This window comes from Streptomyces sp. TSRI0281, assembly GCF_001905125.1.
GTDB lineage: Bacteria > Actinomycetota > Actinomycetes > Streptomycetales > Streptomycetaceae > Streptomyces.
Map to the genome: position 1 here is coordinate 183234 of NZ_LWLE01000033.1, position 20605 is coordinate 203838.

At 72.4% G+C, this 20605-nt stretch carries 17 protein-coding genes; 7 read left to right on the forward strand and 10 right to left on the reverse strand.

Annotation, left to right across the window (positions count from 1 at the left end):
* A partial coding sequence (locus A6A29_RS47145) for an MFS transporter (protein ID WP_241838723.1) occupies window positions 1–1221 on the forward strand: 1221 nt, incomplete at its 5' end.
* Window positions 1222–1272: 51 nt separating this feature from the next.
* On the opposite strand, the gene A6A29_RS30050 is transcribed toward A6A29_RS47145, so the two are convergent.
* Window positions 1273–1770, reverse strand: a complete 498-nt coding sequence (locus A6A29_RS30050) for a GNAT family N-acetyltransferase (RefSeq protein ID WP_073724828.1) — start codon at window positions 1768–1770, stop codon at window positions 1273–1275.
* Window positions 1771–2254: 484 nt separating this feature from the next.
* Between A6A29_RS30050 and A6A29_RS30060 the strand changes: the two genes are divergently transcribed.
* The gene (locus tag A6A29_RS30060; protein WP_079183088.1) at window positions 2255–4429 is read left to right on the forward strand and encodes a bifunctional glycosyltransferase 87/phosphatase PAP2 family protein; all 2175 of its coding nucleotides are present in this window, start codon (window positions 2255–2257) and stop codon (window positions 4427–4429) included.
* Between the two features lie 247 nt (window positions 4430–4676).
* On the opposite strand, the gene A6A29_RS30065 is transcribed toward A6A29_RS30060, so the two are convergent.
* Window positions 4677–5648 (reverse strand): AEC family transporter, encoded by a 972-nt coding sequence (locus A6A29_RS30065; RefSeq protein ID WP_241838724.1) that lies wholly within the window; start codon window positions 5646–5648, stop codon window positions 4677–4679.
* 203 nt (window positions 5649–5851) lie between these two features.
* Window positions 5852–7105 (reverse strand): cytochrome P450, encoded by a 1254-nt coding sequence (locus A6A29_RS30070; protein ID WP_073724836.1) that lies wholly within the window; start codon window positions 7103–7105, stop codon window positions 5852–5854.
* A gap of 383 nt (window positions 7106–7488) precedes the next feature.
* Between A6A29_RS30070 and A6A29_RS30075 the strand changes: the two genes are divergently transcribed.
* Entirely contained in the window at window positions 7489–8667 is a 1179-nt protein-coding gene (locus A6A29_RS30075; protein WP_073724838.1) for a steroid 3-ketoacyl-CoA thiolase, read from the forward strand.
* Between the two features lie 203 nt (window positions 8668–8870).
* Here the strand turns inward: A6A29_RS30075 and A6A29_RS30080 are convergent, their stop codons facing one another.
* The 7 genes from A6A29_RS30080 to A6A29_RS30110 all read right to left on the reverse strand — a co-directional run bounded on the left by A6A29_RS30080 (window position 8871) and on the right by A6A29_RS30110 (window position 16937).
* Window positions 8871–9311, reverse strand: coding sequence for a transglycosylase SLT domain-containing protein (locus tag A6A29_RS30080; protein WP_073724840.1), 441 nt, complete (start codon window positions 9309–9311; stop codon window positions 8871–8873).
* Window positions 9312–9643: 332 nt separating this feature from the next.
* Window positions 9644–10558: an ECF transporter S component gene (locus A6A29_RS30085; RefSeq protein ID WP_079183089.1), complete on the reverse strand. Its 915-nt coding sequence runs from the start codon at window positions 10556–10558 to the stop codon at window positions 9644–9646.
* Between the two features lie 25 nt (window positions 10559–10583).
* A complete protein-coding gene (locus tag A6A29_RS30090; RefSeq protein WP_073724842.1) occupies window positions 10584–12428 on the reverse strand; it encodes an ABC transporter ATP-binding protein in 1845 nt (614 codons plus the stop codon).
* Window positions 12425–13570 (reverse strand): energy-coupling factor transporter transmembrane component T, encoded by a 1146-nt coding sequence (locus tag A6A29_RS30095; protein ID WP_073724844.1) that lies wholly within the window; start codon window positions 13568–13570, stop codon window positions 12425–12427. The genes A6A29_RS30090 and A6A29_RS30095 overlap by 4 nt, the downstream gene beginning before the upstream one ends.
* A complete protein-coding gene (locus A6A29_RS30100) occupies window positions 13567–14220 on the reverse strand; it encodes an SCO2322 family protein (RefSeq protein WP_073725455.1) in 654 nt (217 codons plus the stop codon). The genes A6A29_RS30095 and A6A29_RS30100 overlap by 4 nt, the downstream gene beginning before the upstream one ends.
* Window positions 14221–14366: 146 nt before the next feature.
* Window positions 14367–15623 (reverse strand): prenyltransferase/squalene oxidase repeat-containing protein, encoded by a 1257-nt coding sequence (locus A6A29_RS30105; protein WP_073724846.1) that lies wholly within the window; start codon window positions 15621–15623, stop codon window positions 14367–14369.
* Between the two features lie 276 nt (window positions 15624–15899).
* Window positions 15900–16937, reverse strand: coding sequence for an MBL fold metallo-hydrolase (locus A6A29_RS30110; protein WP_073724848.1), 1038 nt, complete (start codon window positions 16935–16937; stop codon window positions 15900–15902).
* A 213-nt stretch (window positions 16938–17150) separates the two neighbouring features.
* Here A6A29_RS30110 and A6A29_RS30115 point away from each other — a divergent pair, with 213 nt between their 5' ends.
* The 4 genes from A6A29_RS30115 to A6A29_RS30130 all read left to right on the forward strand — a co-directional run bounded on the left by A6A29_RS30115 (window position 17151) and on the right by A6A29_RS30130 (window position 20571).
* Complete coding sequence (locus A6A29_RS30115) at window positions 17151–18611, forward strand: aldehyde dehydrogenase (protein ID WP_073724850.1); 1461 nt, start codon at window positions 17151–17153, stop codon at window positions 18609–18611.
* On the forward strand, window positions 18611–18844 hold the full coding sequence (locus A6A29_RS30120) for a ferredoxin (RefSeq protein WP_073724853.1): 234 nt from the start codon (window positions 18611–18613) through the stop codon (window positions 18842–18844). The genes A6A29_RS30115 and A6A29_RS30120 overlap by 1 nt, the downstream gene beginning before the upstream one ends.
* A gap of 214 nt (window positions 18845–19058) precedes the next feature.
* Window positions 19059–19538, forward strand: a complete 480-nt coding sequence (locus tag A6A29_RS30125) for a hypothetical protein (protein ID WP_073724855.1) — start codon at window positions 19059–19061, stop codon at window positions 19536–19538.
* Window positions 19539–19773: 235 nt separating this feature from the next.
* Window positions 19774–20571 carry a 3-hydroxybutyrate dehydrogenase gene (locus A6A29_RS30130; protein WP_073724857.1) on the forward strand — a complete coding sequence of 266 codons (798 nt, stop codon included), beginning with the start codon at window positions 19774–19776 and terminating at the stop codon, window positions 20569–20571.
* The last annotated feature ends 34 nt before the right edge of the window (window positions 20572–20605 follow it).

The following is a 20605-nucleotide window of genomic DNA, read 5'->3' on the forward strand; positions in this document are numbered from 1 at the left end:
AGGACCTTCAGCCTCGTCGCCGTCATCAGCTTCGTCGTCGGCTTCGCGATGTTCGGCGCGATGACCTATCTGCCGACGTTCCTCCAAGTGGTGCACGGCATTACGCCGACCATGTCGGGTGTGCACATGCTGCCCATGGTGTTCGGCCTGCTGATCACCTCGACCGGCTCCGGCCAGCTCGTCAGCCACACCGGCCGCTGGAAGATCTTCCCCGTCGCCGGCACCGCCCTCACCGCGGCCGGTCTGCTGCTGCTCCACCGCCTCGACGCGTCCAGCTCCACCTTGGAGATGAGCGTCTACTTCTTCGTCTTCGGCGCCGGGCTCGGCCTGGTGATGCAGGTCCTCGTGCTGGTAGTCCAGAACGCCGTGACCTACGAGGACCTGGGCGTCGCCACCTCGGGCGCGACCTTCTTCCGCTCCATCGGCGCCTCGTTCGGCGTGGCCATCTTCGGCGCCATCTTCACCAGCCGGCTCGGCGGCAACCTGGCCGACGCCCTCCAGGGCCGTTCGCTGCCGTCAGGGGTCAGCGCGGACCGGCTGGCCGCCGACCCGCGGGCCATCGGCCGGCTTCCCGCCGATCTGCGCCCCGCGATCCTCAACGCGTACTCAAGTTCGATCACGGATGTCTTCCTGTACGCGGCCCCCGTCGTCCTGGTCGCCTTCGCCTTCACCTGGTTCCTCAAGGAGGACAAGCTGCGGGGCTCGGTGACCGCCCCCGACACGACCCAGACCCTGGCGTCGAACCCGGTGGAGCGTTCCTCGTACGACGAATGCGCCCGCGCCCTGTCGGTGCTCGCCACCCGCGAGGGGCGCCGCGAGATCTACGTGAAGATCACCGAGAGGGCGGGCTACGACCTGTTGCCCGCGGCCAGCTGGCTGCTGCTCCGGATCAAGCGGCACGGCACCGTCGAACCCGCCCGGCTCGCCGACGTCGCCCCCGTACCCCTCAGGGTGATCAGCGAGGCGGCACGCCAGGTGGAGGAGCGCGGTCTGGCCCGGCGCGAGGGGGTGCAGATGGTCCTCACCGACGAGGGGGCGGAGGCCGTGGTCCGGCTCGGCCAGGCCCGCGAGGACTCGCTCGCCGAACTGCTGGGCGACTGGTGGGGACCGGAGCGGCCCACCGATCTGGTCAGGCTGGTCACCGAGCTGACCGCCGAGGTGAGCGGATCGAGCAAGGAACGGCCGCACATGCCGGAACCACGCCGCGACCACGCGGCCTGACGGACGGGCGGGCCCGTCCCGTGAACCCTGTCCTGTGAACCCCGTCCCGCGTCACAGCTCCTTGGCGAACCAGTGCTCCGCGTACTGGTTGCGGTGGTGGAACGCCGGAACCTCCCGATAGCCGTGCTTCGTGTACAGACCGCGCGCCTCGACCAGATCGTTGCGGGTGTCGAGCCGGAGCTGCCGCAGCCCGAACGCGCGAGCCGCGCTCTCGATCGCCGCCAGCAGCTGCCCGCCGCCCCCGGTGCCCCGGAACTCGGGGCGTACGAACACCCGGGTCAGCTCCCCCGTCCCCGTCCCCGTCCCCGCGTCCGGTTCCGTCACCACGAGTCCGGCGCAGCTCGCGGGTCTGCCCTCGTAGCGGCCGACGACGAACTGCCCGGTCGGCGGTACGAGCAGGTCGACGCCGTCGTCGGTGAGCCCCTCGTCGATCTCCTCGGCGGTGGCGGGCCGCTGCCAGTAGCGGCTGGCCACCTCGTCGTAATAGTCCCGGCGCAGCACGGCCGCGTCGGGGGAGTCGAAGTGTTCAGGGGTCACGATCCACGTCATGTGGCTCATTCTGACAAGCGCATGATCGGATGACGACGAGATTTCGTCCTGCGGGAGCCGGGAGCCGGGAGCCGGGAGCCGGGAGCCCGGAGCCCGGAGCCCGGAGCCCGGAGCCCGGAGCCCGGGGGCTGGGGGCCGCTCGGGGTCCCTCGCCTCACCCTGCGTACGACTGTTCAGGTCACCGAACAGCTCCTCGCGCTCGGCGTGCGCCGGGCGGGGGTTCCGCTGCTCACCACCCGGCAGGGGGGCACACCGGTCCATGAGGACCAACCCCGGAACCTCAAGCGATCCGGACGTCGGCCTGCCACCCGCCCGCCCCGCTCCCGCCCGTCCCACGCCTGCCCGTTCCGCGTGGATCATGACGTTCGAGCATTCTTTCGGACAAAAGTGCGGTGACAGTCAGGCGAAGAGGGGGTTGATTGTGTCTACCTCATAGGGCAATGCGAGGCTTCATCCGCACGTCCCCGAGTCGAAGGGGCAGTGCATGGAACGGCGGGAGGGTCGGCGCAGCGTGGCGAATGCGGATCACAGTGTGCGCGGTAACGCGGCCACGGACGCGGAGACGAGGACCGGGATGACCCGGATCGTGCTCTGGCTGGTCGTGGCTGTGCTGGCGGTACGGCAGATGACGGTGGTGCTCCGGCAACCACCGGGCGAACGACTCACCGACCTGGAGACATGGATCGGTGAGAACGGAGTCCTGCATGTGCCGGGGTCCCTGTACGACTCCGACCGGTTCACCGGGACGCCCTTCGCCGGGCTGGTTCTGAAACCGCTCAGCGCCTCGGCCGAACAGGCACTGGGGGTCGCGTGGACGTTCGGTTCCCTGCTGCTCGTCGCCGCCCTCGGCATCGTCGCGGCCCGCGCCCTGCCCGCACCCGTCAGCCGCCGTACGACGCTCCTCGCCGCTCCCGTGGCGATCAGTCTGCTCATGCTGTCGCTGCCCGTCCGCAACGCGCTGTATCTCGGCCAGACCAGCATCCTGCCCGTCCTGCTCGTCCTGCTCGGCTGCTTCGTGGCCCGGGGCGAACGGGCGTCCGGCATCCTGATCGGCATCGCGGCCGCCCTCCAGCCGACCGTCCTGCTGTTCGCGGCCCTGCTCTGGCTGACCGGCCGGCGCCGGGCGGCCGCGACGAGCGGGGCGACCTTCGCCGTCGGCACCGCCGTGGCCTGGGCCGCCATGCCGCACGACTCCTGGACCTACTGGGTGCACCATGTCGCGGGCGCCGGGCTCGGTGAACGGCCGGACAGCCTCGCCAACCAGTCGCTGCACGGTGCACTGCTCCGGCTCGGCCTGGAGGGCCCGGTGGAGATCGTCCTCTTCCTCGCCCTGGCAGCCGCGGTCGTCCTTCTCGGACTGCGGCGTGCGGTGCGCTACGCGCAGGACGGCCAACTGCTCCTCGCCGTCGCCGTGACGGGCTGTGTCGTCGTCGCCGTCTCGCCGACCGCGTGGCAGCACCAGTTGCTGTGGGTGCTCCTCGCGGTGGTCGGCCGGGTCGGAAAGCGGGCCGCCGACCGGCTGGTCTGGCCGGCCGTCGTGGTGCTGGTGATCACGCTGCCCGGAAAGATGCTGCTGCCGAACATCGGGGCCCTGCTCCCCGTACGCGACAACGTCCTGCTTCTCGCGGCGCTCGGGGCGGCCTGCGCGGCGCCGTTCCTGTCGCGCACCTCGATGTACTGGCAGCAGCCGATCCCCACCGTGTACGCGAAGCCCGTCGCGTCACGCTGGAGACGCGTGCCGCTCCTGCCGTTCTGGCGCCGGGTGTTCAGCCGCCCGAACCTGCTGCTGGAACTCCTGCTCATCCGGGTCGTCTACTCCGCGTACGCGCAGGTCAGGCTGGCGGCGACCGCGGGCCGGGCCACCGCCGAGGAGCACGGCCGCCAGATCCACTCCATCGAACAGTGGCTCCACATCGACATCGAGCACTGGGCCAACCACGCGGTCGTGAAGATCAACTGGCTGCGTGAGTTCTTCGACTACTACTACTCCACGTTCCACTTCATCGTGCCGCTGACCATCCTGGGCGTGCTGTACGCGCGCCGCCCCGCCGACTACCGCTGGGCCCGCAGCTCCATCGGGTTCGCCACGCTCCTCGCGCTCGTCGGCTTCTGGCTCTACCCGCTGGCCCCGCCGCGCCTGATGCCGGGGCTCGGCTTCATCGACACGGTCCACGGGGTGCAGGACTTCGCGAAGCCGGACTACGGGACGCTGACGACGCTGACCAACCAGTACGCGGCGATGCCGTCGCTGCACTTCGGCTGGTCGCTGTGGTGCGGCGTGGTGATCGTCGTGCTGGCGCCGAAGATGTGGATGAAGGCGCTGGGCCTGCTGCATCCGCTCTTCACGGTCTCCGCCATCGTGGCGACCGGCAACCACTGGGTGCTGGACGCGGTCGGCGGTGCGCTGGTCGTGTCGATGGGCTTCGGGCTGACGTATCTGCTGTCGGGGCGCAGGGCGCTGCAACTCGTGACGGCAGGGAACGCGAATCCGCATGGGGAGGCCGGTGCGGGCAAGGAAGACGCGGAAGCCGATACGGGCGGCGCGCAAGCCGCGGAAGCCGATGCGGGCGCGCAAGCCGCGGCGGACAGCGGGACGGAGGGCGCCGAGAAGGGCGCCGACGCAAGGACGGTCGGTGAAATGGCGGGCGGCAAGCAGTAGCCCGTCGGCCGGGACCGTAGCTCTGCCTCGGCCGGGACGGTAGCCCCGCCCCGGCCGAGGCAGTAGCCCCGTCGGCCGACGGGGGCGGCAGGCAAGGGCCCCCGGCCGCCACGCACCGCTTGACCTTCGTATCACCGCAGGCCGAAGGGGTGCCGGGACGCGTTTCACCGCCCCGGCACCCCTTCGGCGTGGATCGCCGCGTCCCGCCGGCATCCGCCGGAACCAGACCCTCCGCCACTCGAACGGCTCACCCCCGTGAAGGTCCGAGGGCCCATGTCGCGAAGGACAGTGTGGCCATCGACACCACCGTGGAGGCCACCACGGCGTTACGGGCGAGCGTGGTGTCCAGGCCGTACTGACGGGCGTAGATGAAGGCGTTCTGGGCGGTCGGCAGCGCGGAGCAGAGGACCACGGCGAGGAGTTGGTGCTCCGGCAGGTCCAGCAGCAGCGGTCCGCCCACGGCGAAGGCGATCAGCGGTTGCAGCAGGGTCTTGAGCGCGACCACCGTCGCGACCTCCGACCGGCTCCCCGGCACCCCCGCCCCCTCCTCGGCCGCCTCCGTGTCCGGGCGGCCGTGCAGCGACAGCCCGAGGGTGATCAACGCGGTGGGTACGGCGGCGGCGCCGAGCAGGTCGAGCGAGTGGGCCACGGCGAGGGGCGGGCGCACCCCGGTGGCCGAGACGAGCAGGCCGAGCAGCGAGGCCATGATGATCGGGTTGCGCACCGGCATGGTCAGCATGCGGCGGAACCCGGCCTTCCAGTGCGTGTTCGACCGGTCCGTGCCGCGGTCCAGGAGCGTGAGGATCACCGGGGAGACGAGCAGCACCTGGAACAGGATGATCTGCGCGACGAACGACGCGTCGCCCAGCACCTGGACCGCCACCGGGATGCCGAGGTTGGCGGAGTTCACATAGCCGGACGCCATGCCGCTGATCGCCCCTTCCGCGGTCCCGCGTCCGAAGAAGCGCCGGGCCACGACGAAGCCGACTGCGGAGACGAGGGCCGTGCCCGCGGCGAAGGCGAGCACCGACGGGTTCACGAACGAGCCGAGGCGGGCGCGGGAGACCATCATGAACAGGGCGGCGGGCATGGCCACATGGAAGACGAACCGCCCGAGCACGGCCTCCGCCGCCGGCCCGAGCAGCCCGCCGCGCGCGACGGCGTAACCGATCGCGGTGAGCGTCCAGATGGGGGCGAAGCCGGAGAGCAGGTCATGCATGGACCTCATGATCCCCGCAGCTCCGACGCCTCCCGCAGCGGGCCCCGGAGGCCCCGCGACGCCCGTGCGGATGAGCCATCGCCGGACGTCGCAAGTGGTCAGCGGTTAGCCGTCAGCGGTCAGCGGTCAGCGGTCAGCCGTCAGCCGTCAGCCGTCAGCCGCTGGACGGTGGTTGGTGGTCGGGCGACGGCGGTCGGCCGCCGTCAGCCGGTGGCCGACGTGCCGACCTGTAGCTGCTTGATGCCGTTGAGCCAGGCGGAGCGAAGCCGCCGCGGATCCTCCAGCAGCCGCAGATCGGGCAGTACGTCAGCGATGGCGTTGAAGATCAGGTTGATCTCCATGACGGCCAGGGACTTGCCGAGGCAGAAGTGCGGTCCGCCGCCGCCGAAGCCGAGGTGCGGGTTGGGGTCGCGGGAGATGTCGAAGGTCTCCGGGGCGTCGAACACCTCCGGGTCGTTGTTGGCGGAGGAGTAGAACAGCCCGACCCGGTCCCCCTTCTTGATCCGCTGACCGCCCAACTCCAGGTCCTGGGTGGCGGTCCGCTGGAAGGAGACCACGGGCGTGGCCCAGCGGACGATCTCCTCGGCCGTCGTCTCCGGGCGCTCGCGCTTGTAGAGCTCCCACTGGTCGGGGTGGGTCAGGAACGCGTGCATGCCGTGGCTGATGGCGTTACGGGTGGTCTCGTTGCCGGCCACCGCCAGCAGGATCACGAAGAAACCGAACTCGTCGGAGGAGAGGTTGCCCGTACCCTCCGCCGCCACCAGCTGGGAGACGATGTCCTTGGCCGGACATTCCTTGCGGGCGGCCGCCAGATTCATCGCGTACGAGACGATCTCCATGGCCGCCTCCGTGCCGACCTCTTCGGTGATCGCATACTCCGGATCGTCGTACGCCGCCATCTTGTTGGACCAGTCGAAGATCTTGGACCGGTCCTCCTGGGGTACGCCGATGAGTTCGGCGATGGCCTGGAGCGGGAGTTCCACGGCGATGTTGGTGACGAAGTCGAAGGAGCCCTCGTCGTCCGCGGCGGCGAGGGCCGTCTCGACGATGGAGCGGGCCCGGCTGCGCAGGGCCTTTTCCAGCGACCGGATGGCGCGGGGAGTGAAGCCGCGCTGAACGATCTGGCGGACCCGGGTGTGTTCCGGCGGGTCCATGTTCAGCATGATCAGCTTCTGGACCTCGATCTGGTCACGGCTGATCGTCTCGTTGAAGCGGATGACCGCGGTGTTGGTGCTGGAGGAGAAGAGCTCCGGGTGGGTGGAGACGTACTTGACGTCCTCGTGGCGGGTGACGGCCCAGTAGCCCTCGTCGTCGAAGCCGGAGATCCCGGCGGGCTGGGTGCACCACCAGACGGGCGAGGTCTGCCGCATCAGGGCGAACTCCGGGTGGGGAACCCGGGCTTGGAGCAGGTCGGGATCGGTGAAGTCGAAACCATCGGGCAGATGGGGGCAGCGCATGGGCACCTCTCCACTCCAGGTCTGGCGGCGAACTCTCTGACGGCCACTCCCTGACGGTCCATCAGATGTTGCCCGAAAGGTAGTAACGAGTTCCACAAGTGGCAAGAGGCGTGGCTGGATCGGTTGCCCGCCACGGCTCCACCGGACCCCGTTGCCCGTCACGGCCCCACCGGACCCGACGCCCGGTCGTCAAGGGTCCATCGGGGGCTCGTGCGGCGCGCGGGACCCGTGCGCGGTGCGTGCGAGGTACGCGAAAGGTGCGTGCACGCCCCTTGCGTACCGGGGGTAAGCCTCATGAGACTGCTTGCAGAACTAGAACGCGTACTAGTTCCTTCCGTGGGTGCCGGGACGCCCCAGCGGAAGTGCGAGGAGAGGACGAGCTCATGGCCGCGGAACCCGTCATCGTCGAAGCCGTTCGCACCCCCATCGGCAAGCGCCAGGGTGCGCTCGCCAATCTGCACCCCGCCTACCTGCTGGGCGAGACCTACAGAGAACTTCTCGGCCGCACCGGAATCCAGGCCGACTGCGTCGAACAGATCGTCGGCGGCACGGTCACCCATGCCGGTGAGCAGTCCATGAACCCGGCCCGCAACGCCTGGCTGGCCGTGGGGCTGCCGTACGAGACCGCCGCCACCACCGTGGACTGCCAGTGCGGTTCCTCGCAACAGGCTTCCCACATGGTCGCCAACATGATCGCGGCCGGGGTCATCGACGTCGGCATCAGCTGCGGCGTGGAGGCGATGTCACGCGTACCGCTGGGCAGCGGCTCCAAGCACGGTCCGGGAAAGCCCTGGCCGGACGAGTGGAACATCGATCTGCCCAACCAGTTCGAGGCCGCCGAGCGCATCGCCCGCAGGCGCGGCCTGACCCGGGAGGACGTCGACGCGCTCGGCCTGCTCTCGCAGGAACGGGCGGCAGCCGCCTGGGCCGAGGAGCGCTTCAAACGTGAGACGTACGCCGTCCAGGTGCCGACCACCGAGGAGGAGCAGGCGGCCGGGCAGGGCATGTGGCGGCTCGTCGACCGCGACGAAGGGCTGCGGGACACCACGTTGGAGGGGCTCGGCGGTCTCAAGCCGGTCATGCCCACCGCCGTCCACACCGCGGGCAACTCCTCGCAGATCTCGGACGGCGCCTGCGCCATCATGTGGGCGTCCAAGCGGATGGCGCGGGCTCTCAAGCTCAAGCCGCGGGCCCGAATCGTCGCGCAGGCCCTGGTCGGTTCCGACCCGCACTTCCACCTCGACGGGCCCATCGACGCGACCCGCGCGGTGCTCGGCAAGGCGGGCATGTCGCTCAAGGACATCGACATCGTCGAGATCAACGAGGCTTTCGCCTCGGTGGTGCTGAGCTGGGCACGGGAATTCGACGGGGACCTCGACGGGCTGGCGAAGGTCAACGTCAATGGGGGAGCGATCGCCCTCGGCCACCCGGTCGGCGCCACCGGGGCCCGGCTGATCACCACGGCCCTGCATGAACTGGAGCGCCGGGACAAGGAGTTCGCCCTCATCACGATGTGCGCGGGCGGGGCGCTGGCGACCGGCACGATCATCCAGAGGCTGTAGGCGCGCAGCCCGCGGCGCTGCTCGTGACGCGGGTCCGAGGGAACGCCGAAGCCCCCGGCCGGACACACATCCGGTCGGGGGCTTCGTACGTCGCACGGCTTCGTACGGTCACGCAGCTTCGTGCGTCACACGGCTTCGTGCGTCACACGGCTTCGTACGTCATGCGGTGGTGCGGTGGCGCAGTGGTGCGTGCGGTCGGTGGCTCAGTACCAGCCGTTGGACTGCCAGAAGTCCCAGGCGCCGCACGGGCTGCCGTAACGGTCCTCCATGTAGTCCACGCCCCACTTGATCTGGGTCTTGGGGTTGGTCTGCCAGTCGGCTCCGGCCGAGGCCATCTTGGAGCCGGGGAGGGCCTGGACCAGGCCGTAGGCGCCGGAGGAGGCGTTGGAGGCATTCACGTCCCAGCCGCTCTCGTGCTCCACGATCTTGTGGAAGCACTGGTACTGGGAGCTGTCGTCGATCATCTTCTTCGCCGTGGCCTGTGCGCCCGCGGCGGACGTCGGCGCGGCGGCCGGGGCGGCGGCCATCGCCGGGGTGACGCCCAGGGCCAGACCGGAGGCGCCGAGCAGCACGGCGGCGCCGGTGACGACACCCCTGCGGCGGGCGGTGCGGGGCTGGGCGAGGATGCGACGGGCGAACGACACGGGAGACAGACCTAACGTCGGGGACGGGGGAGTCGCGGCCGGTCGGGACCGTACGGCGATCGATGACCGCAGTCCGGTGACCGGCGCTCCGCACCCGTGGAACTCGGTCCGTCTGTGCGGACCCTGTGGTGCTCGGCGACGTGATCCATGGTTAGCGGCGGCGTCCGGCCGCCGCAACGACCCCCGGTACGACCTCGCCTCGCACTCAGGGACCAAGGTCCCTCAGGGGAGCAAGCGCATCGGGCCAGGTCGATCCGGGTTCGGCGGGGTGAAGGGTGCGGTGGTGGACCTACTGCCCCCGGTAGTGGAGGACCAAGGTCCTGTGGGGTCCTTCACCCCTTCGGAACCTCGAATGTGACCTGGGCCTCGAAGGCGGCGCGGCGGGTGGCCCGGCGCAGGGCCCTCAGCAGGGTGGGTCCGACCGTGAGTGTCAGGGCCACCGTGAGCACGGCCCGGCCCAGGTCCCAGCCGAGCGAGGTCGCCGTGCAGTACGCCAGGAAGCGGGCCAGGTTCTCGGACAGCGGGTCGCCCGCCACGAACGAGATGCCCGAGCCGAGCCCCGTCACCAGCGTCCAGCCGTACAGGTTCATCACCGTGCCGTACGCGAACGCCGCCGCACAGCCGTAGGCCGCCAGCATCAGCAGCTCCGCCCGGCCGCGCAGCCGGTCCGGGCCGGGCAGCAGCCCCGCGCCCATCGTGAACCAGCCCATCGACAGCATCTGGAACGGCATCCACGGGCCCACCCCGCCCGTGAGCAGCGCGGACGCGAACATGGTCACCGCGCCGAGCACGAAGCCGAAGCCCGGCCCCAGCACCCGGCCGCTCAGCACCATCAGGAAGAACATCGGTTCCAGGCCCGCCGTCCCCGCCCCCAGCGGGCGCAGCGCGGCACCGACCGCCGCCAGCACCCCCAGCATCGCGACCGCCTTCGCGTCCAGGCCGGAGTCGGCGATCATCGCCACGACCACCCCGACGAGCAGCGGCAGCAGCGCCCCGAAGAGCCACGGCGCGTCCTGCGCGTGCGCGAGACCGAACTCCTCGGCGGCGAGCAGCGGCCAGCCGAAGGCGCCCACGCCGATCGCGCTGACCAGGACGAGCGCGGCGATCGCCCGGGGCCCGAGCCGCACCGGCCGCGCCCGTCGGCCGGTCGGCGCGTCCGGGCCTGTCGCCCCGGTCCCGTGCGGCGGCCCCGTCCCGTCCGTCACGCGGGCCCCGTCCGTACCGGATCGGTCCGTCGTGCCCGTCATGCGGTGCCCCCCAGAGCGGTGCTCGTCATGCGGTGCCCTCCAGAGCCGTACGTACCTGCGTCACGGTCAGCCACTCCTGCGGGGCCAGCACCTTCGCGGTCTGCGGGGCGAACGCGGGCGAGGAGACCACCACCTGCCCGGTCGGGCCGTCCGCGACGACCTCCCCGTCGGCGAGGATCACCACCCGGTGGGCCACCTCGGCCGCGAGCTCCACGTCGTGCGTCGCCAGGACGATGGCGTGCCCGTCTTCGGCCAGCCCGCGGAGCACGCCCACCAGCCGGGCCTTGGCCGCGTAGTCGAGGCCGCGGGTCGGCTCGTCCAGGAGCAGGAGCGGGGGACGCGCGGTGAGGACGACGGCCAGGGCCAGCGCGAGCCGCTGGCCCTCGGAGAGGTCGCGGGGGTGGATGTCGTCCGGTACGCCGGGCAGCAGCTCCGAGACCAGGGCCCGGCAGCTGCCCGCCCCGGCGCCCGCGTCGGAGTCGGCGGCGGCGCACTCGGCGGCCACCGTGTCCGCGTACAGCAGGTCGCGCGGTTCCTGCGGGACCAGCCCGACCCGGCGCACCATCTCGCGCGGATGCGTACGGGCTGGGGCCAGACCGCCGACGAGGACGGTGCCCGAGGTGGGCTCGATCATGCCGACGAGGGCGGCGAGCAGCGTGGACTTGCCCGCGCCGTTGCGGCCCATCAGCGCCACCGTTTCGCCGGGGGCGAGGGTGAGCGACACCCGGCGCAGGGCCTCGACCCTGCCCCGCCGGACCCCGAGGCCGTCGACCCGGGTGACGGGGTCGGCGACGGCGTCCCGCGCGGGGGCGGCGCTCCCGCGCCCCAGCAGCCGGGCGAGCGGCCCGCGGCGCACCGCACCGGGGGCCGGTACCGGGGCGACACCCACCGGAGCACCCACCGGACCGCCCACCGGACCGCCCACCGGACCGCCCACGGGAGCACCCGTCGGACCGCCTGCCGCGGCACCCGCCGGCCCGTCCCCCGTGGCCGCCGTGCCCACCTGGCCGGCCCCCGTACCCGCCGATCCGGCCGGCATGGTGGGGGGACGGACCGACGCCAGCCGGTCCCGGAGTCCCGATGCCCGGCGCCGGGCATCGCGCACCGACAGCGGCAGCGGGTCCCAGCCCGCGAGCAGCCCCAGCTCCGCCACCGGCGGACGTACGGGCGACACCGCCATGATGTCCGCGGGCGCGCCCATCACCGGCGCTGCGCCGGGGGACGGCAGCAGGACGACCTGGTCCGCGTACTGGACCACGCGCTCCAGCCGGTGCTCGGCCATCAGGACCGTCGTGCCCAGGTCGTGCACCAGCCGCTGGAGCACGGCCAGGACCTCCTCGGCCGCCGCCGGGTCCAGCGCGGACGTCGGCTCGTCCAGCACCAGCACCTCGGGGTGCGGTGTGAGCACCGAACCGATCGCGACCCGTTGCTGCTGGCCGCCCGACAGTGTGGCGATCGGCCGGTCGCGCAGCTCGGCCAGGCCCAGCAGATCCAGCGTCTCCTCGACCCGGCGGCGCATCACCTCGGGGGCCAGGCCCAGCGACTCCATGCCGTACGCCAGCTCGTCCTCGACGGTGTCGGTGACGAAATGGGCCAGTGGGTCCTGGCCCACCGTGCCGACCAGATCGGCCAGTTCACGGGGCTTGTGGGTACGGGTGTCCCGGCCGCCGACCGTGACCCGGCCGGTCAGCACCCCGCCGGTGAAGTGCGGAACGAGACCGGACACGGCTCCGAGCAGCGTCGACTTGCCGACCCCGGACGGGCCGACGAGCAGCACCAACTCGCCCTCGGGCACGGTGAGATCGACCCCCGACAAGGTGGGCGAGCCCGTCCCCTCGTACCGTACGGAAACCTGCTCGAACCTGATCACGCCTGCTCCTTGGGGCCGTTGGGGGACGGCGGTACCGGCGCGACCAGCGCGGGCAGCAGCCCGATCAGCGTCGCGGCCGCGGGCCACAGCGGCAGCACCGGGGCGACGAGAGGGACGACGCCGGGGCGCAGCGCCTCCGCGTCGACGCCGCCCGCCCAGATCATCGCGGCCGCGACCACCACACCCGAGCCCGCCACCAGCCAGGCCCGCGCCCCCCACCGGTCCGGGCGGTAGCGGGTCCGTACCGAACGGCGCCCGCCGAGCCGCAGCCCGGCCATCGCCGCGACCAGCCCGGCGAGCAGCAACGGCAGCCCGTACACCGCCCCCTGCGAGGCCAGCAGCCCGTACGTGCCCGCGCACACCCCGAGCAGACCGCCCAGGGTGAGGACATTCGTGGTGTGCCGGACGGCGGGCGGAACCCGGGCGCTGCGCCCGTAGCCGCGCGCGTCCATCGACGCCGCCACCGCGACCGAACGCTCCAGCGCGCCCTCCAGCACCGGCAGGCCGATCTGCGCGACGGCCCCGATGCCCCCGGCGGGCCGGCCCCGCAGCCGCCGTGCGGTGCGCAGCCGCACCACGTCGGCCACCATGTGGGGCGCGAACGTCATCGCGACGACGACGGCGACCCCCACCTCGTACAGCGCGCCCGGCAGCGACTTCAGCAGCCGGGCCGGGTTGGCCAGTGAGTTCGCCGCACCGACACAGATCAGCAGGGTCGCCAGCTTGGCCCCGTCGTACAGCGCGAAGAGCAGCTGCTCGGCGGTGACCCGGCCACCGATCCTGACCCCCTGCGCCCAGTCGGGCAGGGGCACTTCGGGCAGGGTGAACACGGTGTGCGTCCCCGGGATCGGCGAACCGAGGAACATCGAGAACAGCAGCCGCACCCCGACGACGAAGAGCCCGAGCTTGAGGAACGCGCCGTACGAACGGGCCCACGGCGCGTCCGTACGGCGCGCCGCCACCACATAGCCCGCGACGCCGACCAGCAGCCCGAGCAGCAGCGGGTTGGTGGTCCGCGAAGCCGCCGTGGCCAGCCCCAGGGCCCACAGCCACCACGCCCCGGCGGGCAGCGCGTTGCCGCGGTCGGCCTCGGGCGCCCGCAGCGAACGGTGGAGCCGGGCCGTGCCGGTGGAGCGGGTCATCGGCGGCGGCGGGCCTGGAGGACGGCGGCGATCCCGAGCAGCAGCACGGCGCCGACACCGACCAGCACACCGGCCGACGGCAGGCTGCCGCCGCTCCCGTCATCGTTCCCCTGGGCGGCGGCGGACGCCGAGTCCGGGGTCGTGTCCCCGGGCGCGGCCGACTTCCTGCCACCGTCACCGTCGCTGTCACCGTCGCCGGAGACCTGGTCCCCGCAGCCCGATGCCGGATAGCCGGAGATCGCGCAGAGCAGCGCGTCACCGCTGTACCGCAGTGGCTTCGCCACCGAGGCGAGCGCCTCCGCGGTGCTCGCGTCCGGTCCGACCCGCGCACACGCGGTACGCGGCGCGGGCGGCGTCTCCCCGTCCGGGGCGTCCGCCGCCGTACCGGAGTCGATGACCAGCGCGACCCGCTTGGTGCCGTCCTCGGCCGGGGTACCCGCACAGATCGCCCCGAAGTCGGGGGCCCGGCGCGGCTGGGCCGCGTCCTGGGAGTCCTGGCTCACGGAGAACCGGAAACCCTGCACCGTGCCGTCGTCCGGGCGGACCAGGGACGGCCCCTGGGTGGCGTACTCCCAGGTCTTCCCGTTGCCCTCCCAGAACGACCAGTAGCGGTATCCGGCCGCGTGCGCCGTTCCGGCGCCCAGCAGCATCGACACGGCTGCGGCGACGGCGAGCAGCAGAGCGGCGGTCAGCGCGCCGGTGCGCGTGACAGACCGCGCGCCGATGTGCGCGACGGCCGGTGGGGTGGCCGGTGGGGTGGCCGGTGTCCGGTGCGGTGATCCGCCCCGCGCGCGCCTCACAGCCGCGGGTTCTTCCCACGCCGGCTGATCAGGAAACCGATGCCGACGCCGACGACGAGGCCGATGCCGACCAGCCACCAGACGCCGAGCGCGCCGTCGTCGCTGCTGGTGTCGCCCTTCGGCCGCTGGGCGCTCGCGGTCGGCGAGGGGACGGCGGTGGCGGCGGGAGCCGGGCCGGTCGCGTTGAGCTGCTTGACGAGGTCGACCCCGCCGAAGTCACGGGCGTCCGTGCCGGTCGCGTGCGCGGCGAGGACCAGCTGGGCGGTCGCGGCGGGTCCGCCCTGCCGCGCCCAGCCCTTCGCGTTCTTCTCCAGCCACTGGACCGAGGCGGCCGCCTTGTCCTTGTGACCGGAGGCGGCCAGGGCGACGACCGCGTCCGCGGTGTTGCCGAAGTCGGGCTGCGGCGTGGTGTCGTCGGCGCCCGGCATCGGCGGCAGGTTCAGGTGGGGCGAGGCGCCGAGGGCGCCCGCGAGGTAGTGGGCCCCGTTCTGCGCGGTCTGCTCCGGGGTGAGGCCGGTGCCCTTCGTGCAGACGGGGCCCTTCACCGCGTTGGAGTTCCCGACGGCGAGGCCCTTGCCCATCGAACCGAGCACTCCGGCGGCCGTGGCGTCCGCGTTGGCGGTGAGCTTGCCGCCCTTGCCGGGCTGGTAGGCGAACGCGCCGCCGTCCTTGCCGCCGCACGGGAGGGCGAAGCTCTGGAGCGCGGCGTAGGGGGTGCGGCCGCCGTCGGTGGTGACGTCGCCCAGCAGGAGGCCCGCCCTGGCGAGGGCGCCGATCACGACGGCGGTGGAGTTGGCGTCGCTCGGGCTGCCCGCGTTGTAGCCCCACCCGCCGTCCTCGTTCTGGACTGACTTCAGCCAGCTGACGCCGTTGTCGACGGCCTCGCGGTGCACGGCGAGCTCGACGAGCGCCTGGACGGCGGCGGCGGTGGCGTTGGTGTCCATGACGGTCGACGCGTCGCACGGCTTGCCGGCGTCCCGGTACGCGGGGAAGGCGCCGCTGTCGCACTGCTGGCCCACCAGCCACTGCACCGACTGCGTGGCCGGCGTGACGTACTCGACCTTCTGCGCGAGGAAGGCCAGCGACTGCCGCCAGACCCCGTCGTACGTCGGGTCCCCGGTGCCGTACAGGCCCGGCGGGAGGTCGGCCTTCGCGGACGGCGGAGGGCTCGGTGCGGCGACCGCGGCGGGAGCGGCGGCGGCCAGGAGTACGGCGGTGGTCACGAGCGCGCTGACGCTGCGTCGTACGGTCATGGCTGGCTGGGCCTCTCCTGCGAGGGCCGGGCACGGGCACACCGAGGCACCGGGCTCCGGCCCCGTATACCTCGACGGTGCCGGCCACCGGGGTCCCGGTGGCACGAGCCGGTCACGCGCCGGCAGGGTGGTCCGGCTCACCACCGGTGCGGCGGTTCACGGTTGCGCGGTCAGCGCCGGATTCGCACCGGCTTCCCCCTGTACGGGCATGATGACGACCTGCTCACTCTACCGGGGCGCGCGGGACCTCCCCCGCGGCCGGGCCGGAGGGCTCGGTCACACCGCGACGTACGTCACCGGGTCGCCGCCCACCACCGCCTCCGCGCGCCCCAGCTTCACCAGGCGCCGCAGATGGGACTCGGCCTCGGAGACGGCGATGGACCGCGAGGTGTGCGGGATCTGCGCCCAGGGCCGGTTCCACTCCATCCGCTCGGCCAGCTGCCACGGGGTGAGCGGCACGGCGAGCAGCGCCAGCAGTCCGGTCAGCCGGTCCTCGTGGTGCTCCAGCAGCTCCCGTACGCGCCCGGCGGCGTCCGTGAACGCGTACTGGTGCGCGGGCAGCACCTCGGCGACCCCGAGCCGGCCGATCCGTTCCAGCGAGTCGAGGTAGTCGCCGAGCGGGTCGGTGACCGTGGTGTCGTCCGGGTCCTCGTACAGCCCGATGTGCGGGCTGATCCCGGGCAGCAGATGATCACCGGAGAACAGCCGCCCCCGGCCGGGCAGCCCCGCCGGGTGGTCCTCCTCCAGATGCAGGCAGACATGGCCGGGGGTGTGCCCCGGGGTCCAGATCGCCCGCACCCGGCGCCCCGCGAGGTCCAGCAGCTCACCCGGCACGATCTCCCGGTCCGGCAGCGCGGCACCCAGGCCGGGCAGTGTGCGCATCCGCCCCCTGTCGCGGGCGGCGCGCAGCGGGGCGAGGTGCTCCTCGGGGGCGCCGACCGCGGCGAGCTTCTCCGTGAGGTACGCCAGCCAGGCGGCGGGCTCCGTCGCGCGGGTGCGGCGGACGATCTCGGTGTCCGCCGCGTGCATCGCGATCCAGGCCCCGGACGCCTCGCGGACCTGGCCGGACAGCCCGTGGTGGTCCGGGTGGTGGTGGGTGATGACGACGCCGTGGAGGTCCGCGACGGCGACACCGAGCGCGGTGAGCCCCCCGACGAGGGTGTCCCAGGCCTCCGGGTCGTCCCAGCCGGTGTCGACCAGGACCGGGCCCCGGCCGGTGTCGACGAGGTGGACGAGGGTGTGGCCGAGGGGATTGTCCGGGATCGGGACCTTGATGCTGTGGACGCCTCCGCCGTGGTCGGTCACCTGCGTCATGGGCTCCGCCTCTCTGTCCCCGGCGTCCGTCCGGACGTCCGGGATGTCTCCGGACGACCGGGTGATCCCCCGGTGTGCGCCGGACTCACTGTAACGAGAACTTGTTGCAGCCGTGGACTCCTGGAACGGTAACTGGTATCAGTTCTGACACCTAGTCAGATGCGCTGGTCGGATGCGCAGTCAGGTACGTGCCGGTCGCGGGAGGCAGTAGCCATGACGGAGTTCGTGGAACACGGAAAACTGTTCATCGGCGGGGAGTTGACCGATCCGCTCGGCAGCGACGTCATCGAGGTGATCTCGCCGCACACGGAACAGGTCATCGGCCGCGTCCCGCACGCGTGCGAGGCCGATGTGGACCGCGCCGTCGCCGCCGCCCGCCGGGCCTTCGACGAGGGGCCCTGGCCGCGGATGACCGTCGACGAGCGGATCGAGGTGATCACGCGGATCAAGGACGCCTTCGCCGTACGCTACGAGGAGTTCGCCCGCGTCATCAGCTCGCAGAACGGCACCCCCTACAGCTCCAGCGTCATGGTGCAGGCGCTTGCCGCGATGATGGTCTGGGATTCGGCGCTCACGGTCGCCCGCTCCTTCCCGTACGAGGAACGGCGCGACGGGGCCCTCGGCCCGCTGCTCGTGCGCCGCGAACCCGTCGGGGTGGTCGCGGCCGTCGTGCCGTGGAACGTCCCCCAGTTCACCGCCGCCGCCAAACTCGCGCCCGCCCTGCTCGCGGGCTGCTCCGCCGTGCTCAAGGTCTCGCCCGAAACACCGCTGGACGCCTACATCCTGGCCGAGATCGCCGCCGGGGCGGGGCTGCCGGAGGGCGTCCTGTCGATCCTGCCCGCCGACCGTGAGGTCAGCGAGTACCTGGTCGGGCACCCGGGCGTCGACAAGGTCTCCTTCACCGGCTCGGTCGCCGCCGGACGCCGGGTCATGGAGGTCGCCTCCCGCAACCTGACCCGCGTCACCCTGGAACTGGGCGGCAAGTCCGCCGCCGTGATCCTCCCGGACGCGGATCTGGACGCCGCCGTCGCGGGCATCGTCCCCTTCGCCTGGATGATCAACGGCCAGGCGTGCGTGGCCCAGACCCGTATCCTCGCCCCGCGCTCCCGCTACGAGGAGATCGCCGAGGCGTTCGCGGCGGCGGCCGGAGCGCTCAAGGTCGGCGATCCGCTCGACCCGGCGACCGAACTCGGCCCGCTGGTCGCGCAACGCCAGCAGCGGCGCTCCCTCGACTACATCCGCATCGGCCAGGAGGAGGGCGCCAAGATCCTGACCGGCGGCAGCCGCCCGGCCGACCAGGAACGCGGCTGGTACGTCGAACCGACCCTGTTCGGCGATGTCGACAACTCCATGCGCATCGCCCGCGAGGAGATCTTCGGCCCGGTCATCTGCCTGCTCCCGTACGGGGACGAGGAGGAGGCGGTACGGATCGCCGACGACTCCGAGTACGGGCTGAGCGGCAGCGTATGGACCGCCGACACCGAGCGCGGCATCGACATCGCCCGCCGGATCAGGACGGGCACGTACAGCGTGAACACCTTCAGCCTCGACATGCTCGGCCCGTTCGGCGGCTACAAGAACTCCGGTCTGGGGCGGGAGTTCGGGCCCGAGGGGTACGGCGAGTACTTCGAGCACAAGATGATCCACCTGCCGGCCGGATACCAGGGGGCGTGATGGGAGACCGCTGGCACGTGGAGGTCGACCGGAGCGTCTGCATCGGCTCCGGCATGTGCGTCAACCACGCCCCGGACGGCTTCCGGCTGGACTCCGCCCGGCAGTCCCACCCCGCCGACGCGTCGAGCGACGCCAACGAGAAGGTCCTGGCGGCGGCGGAGGGCTGTCCCGTCGAGGCCATCACGCTGACGCTGCTCGGCTCGGGCGAGGTGGTGTTCCCGCCGGAGGACTGAGGGCTGTCCCGCCATCCCCGGCGGGCGCTACGGGGCAGCCCCTCGCCGTGCCCGCGCGGCGGGGCCGGTAAAGGTACGGGCGGTAAGGGCTTCCCGCCAGGTCAGGCCGCGTGCGAAACTCCGGAAAAGATCGCACGGGCGCCCGCCCGGGAGCGAACGACCGGGCGGGGAAGCACCTGTGGGTAGGACAAGAGCGGCGGCACCGGCTGCCGTGATGAGCGCGATACTGATCGGCGCCGCGGGCTGCGGCCTCGGGGACCAGGACGCCCGGAGCGCGCCGAAGCCGCCGCCGTCGCCCACCGCGCCGTTCACCAAGGACGCGGTGGCCAACGAGGTCGGCGCCGCGGCGGACGCCTCGGGGCTGCCGCCCGGCGACGACTCCACGGCCGGAATGCCCGAGGGGGACTGGCGGACGTGCGTGGCGCCGTGGATGGCCGACGCCCCGGCGGCGGATGCGGCCGACGGCTTCGCCGCGACGGTCAAGGCCCTGCGGAAGCAGGGCTGGAAGCTCACCACGAGCCACGCCGAGCAGGACGTCACCTTCCGCACCCTCACCAAGCGGGGGTGGAAGGTGTACGCGCGGCACTACGCGATGGACGGCTTCGGCACCGAACAGCCCGTCTCCCTCACCGCGGTGAAGAACGGCTGCGAGCTGCCCGAGGAGATCAAGGGCGACTTCCAGGACACCCTCTGACGCGCTCGGACTGCCCTGGTGTACCGACCCGTGCGGTACGTCGGAGAGACGGCGCTCAGGAGGTACGCGGCGGGCGCCCGGGTGTGTGAGGCGGCGTCCTTGTGCGCCCCCGAGCGGTCGCGCCGTCGCTTCCGGGGCCCGCCCCGCACCATGTGCGCCGCCACCATGTCCCCGTACGAGGGTGTGTGTACCGGCCCCGTGTGATGCGGGCCGCGGCGTCCTTACCGTGACGGCCATGCAGACTTCCCCGAGTTCCGACCGGGCCCCCGCCCCGTCCCCCGCCGCCGACCGGTTCCTGGCCGGGCGGACCGCCCTGGTGACCGGCGGGGCGAGCGGCATCGGACGGGCGTGCGCCGAGGCGCTGGCCGCCGCGGGCGCCCGGGTGCACGTGGTGGACAAGGCCGCCGAACCCGCGAAGGCCCTGGCCGAACGGATCGGGGGCACGGCCTGGGTGGTCGACCTCGCGGTGCCCGGGGTGGTGGACACCCTGCCCGCCGACCCGGACATCGTGGTCAACAACGCGGGCCTCCAGCATGTGGCACCGGTGCACGAGTTCCCGCCGGAGCGTTTCGCGCTGATCCACCGCGTGATGGTGGAAGCACCGTTCCGCATCTTGCGCCGCACCCTGCCCGGCATGTACGAACGCGGCTGGGGGCGCGTCGTGAACATCTCGTCCGTCCACGGACTGCGCGCCAGCCCCTTCAAGTCGGCCTATGTGTCGGCCAAGCACGCACTGGAAGGACTCAGCAAGGTGGTCGCGCTCGAAGCGGCGGAGCACGGGGTGACGAGCAACTGCGTGAGCCCCGGCTACGTACGCACGCCCCTGGTCGAGAACCAGATCGCGTCGCAGGCCCGCACCCACGGCATCACCGAGGAGGAAGTGGTGGGCCGGGTGATGCTGGAGCGCAGCGCGATCAAGCGCCTGATCGAGCCCGCCGAGGTCGCCGAGGCCGTGCTGTGGCTGTGCGGACCGCGTACCGGTCACATCACCGGCACCTCGCTCTCGATGGACGGCGGCTGGACCGCCAACTGACCCTCCCGGCCCGCCCCTTGTGCCCGATCGCTGT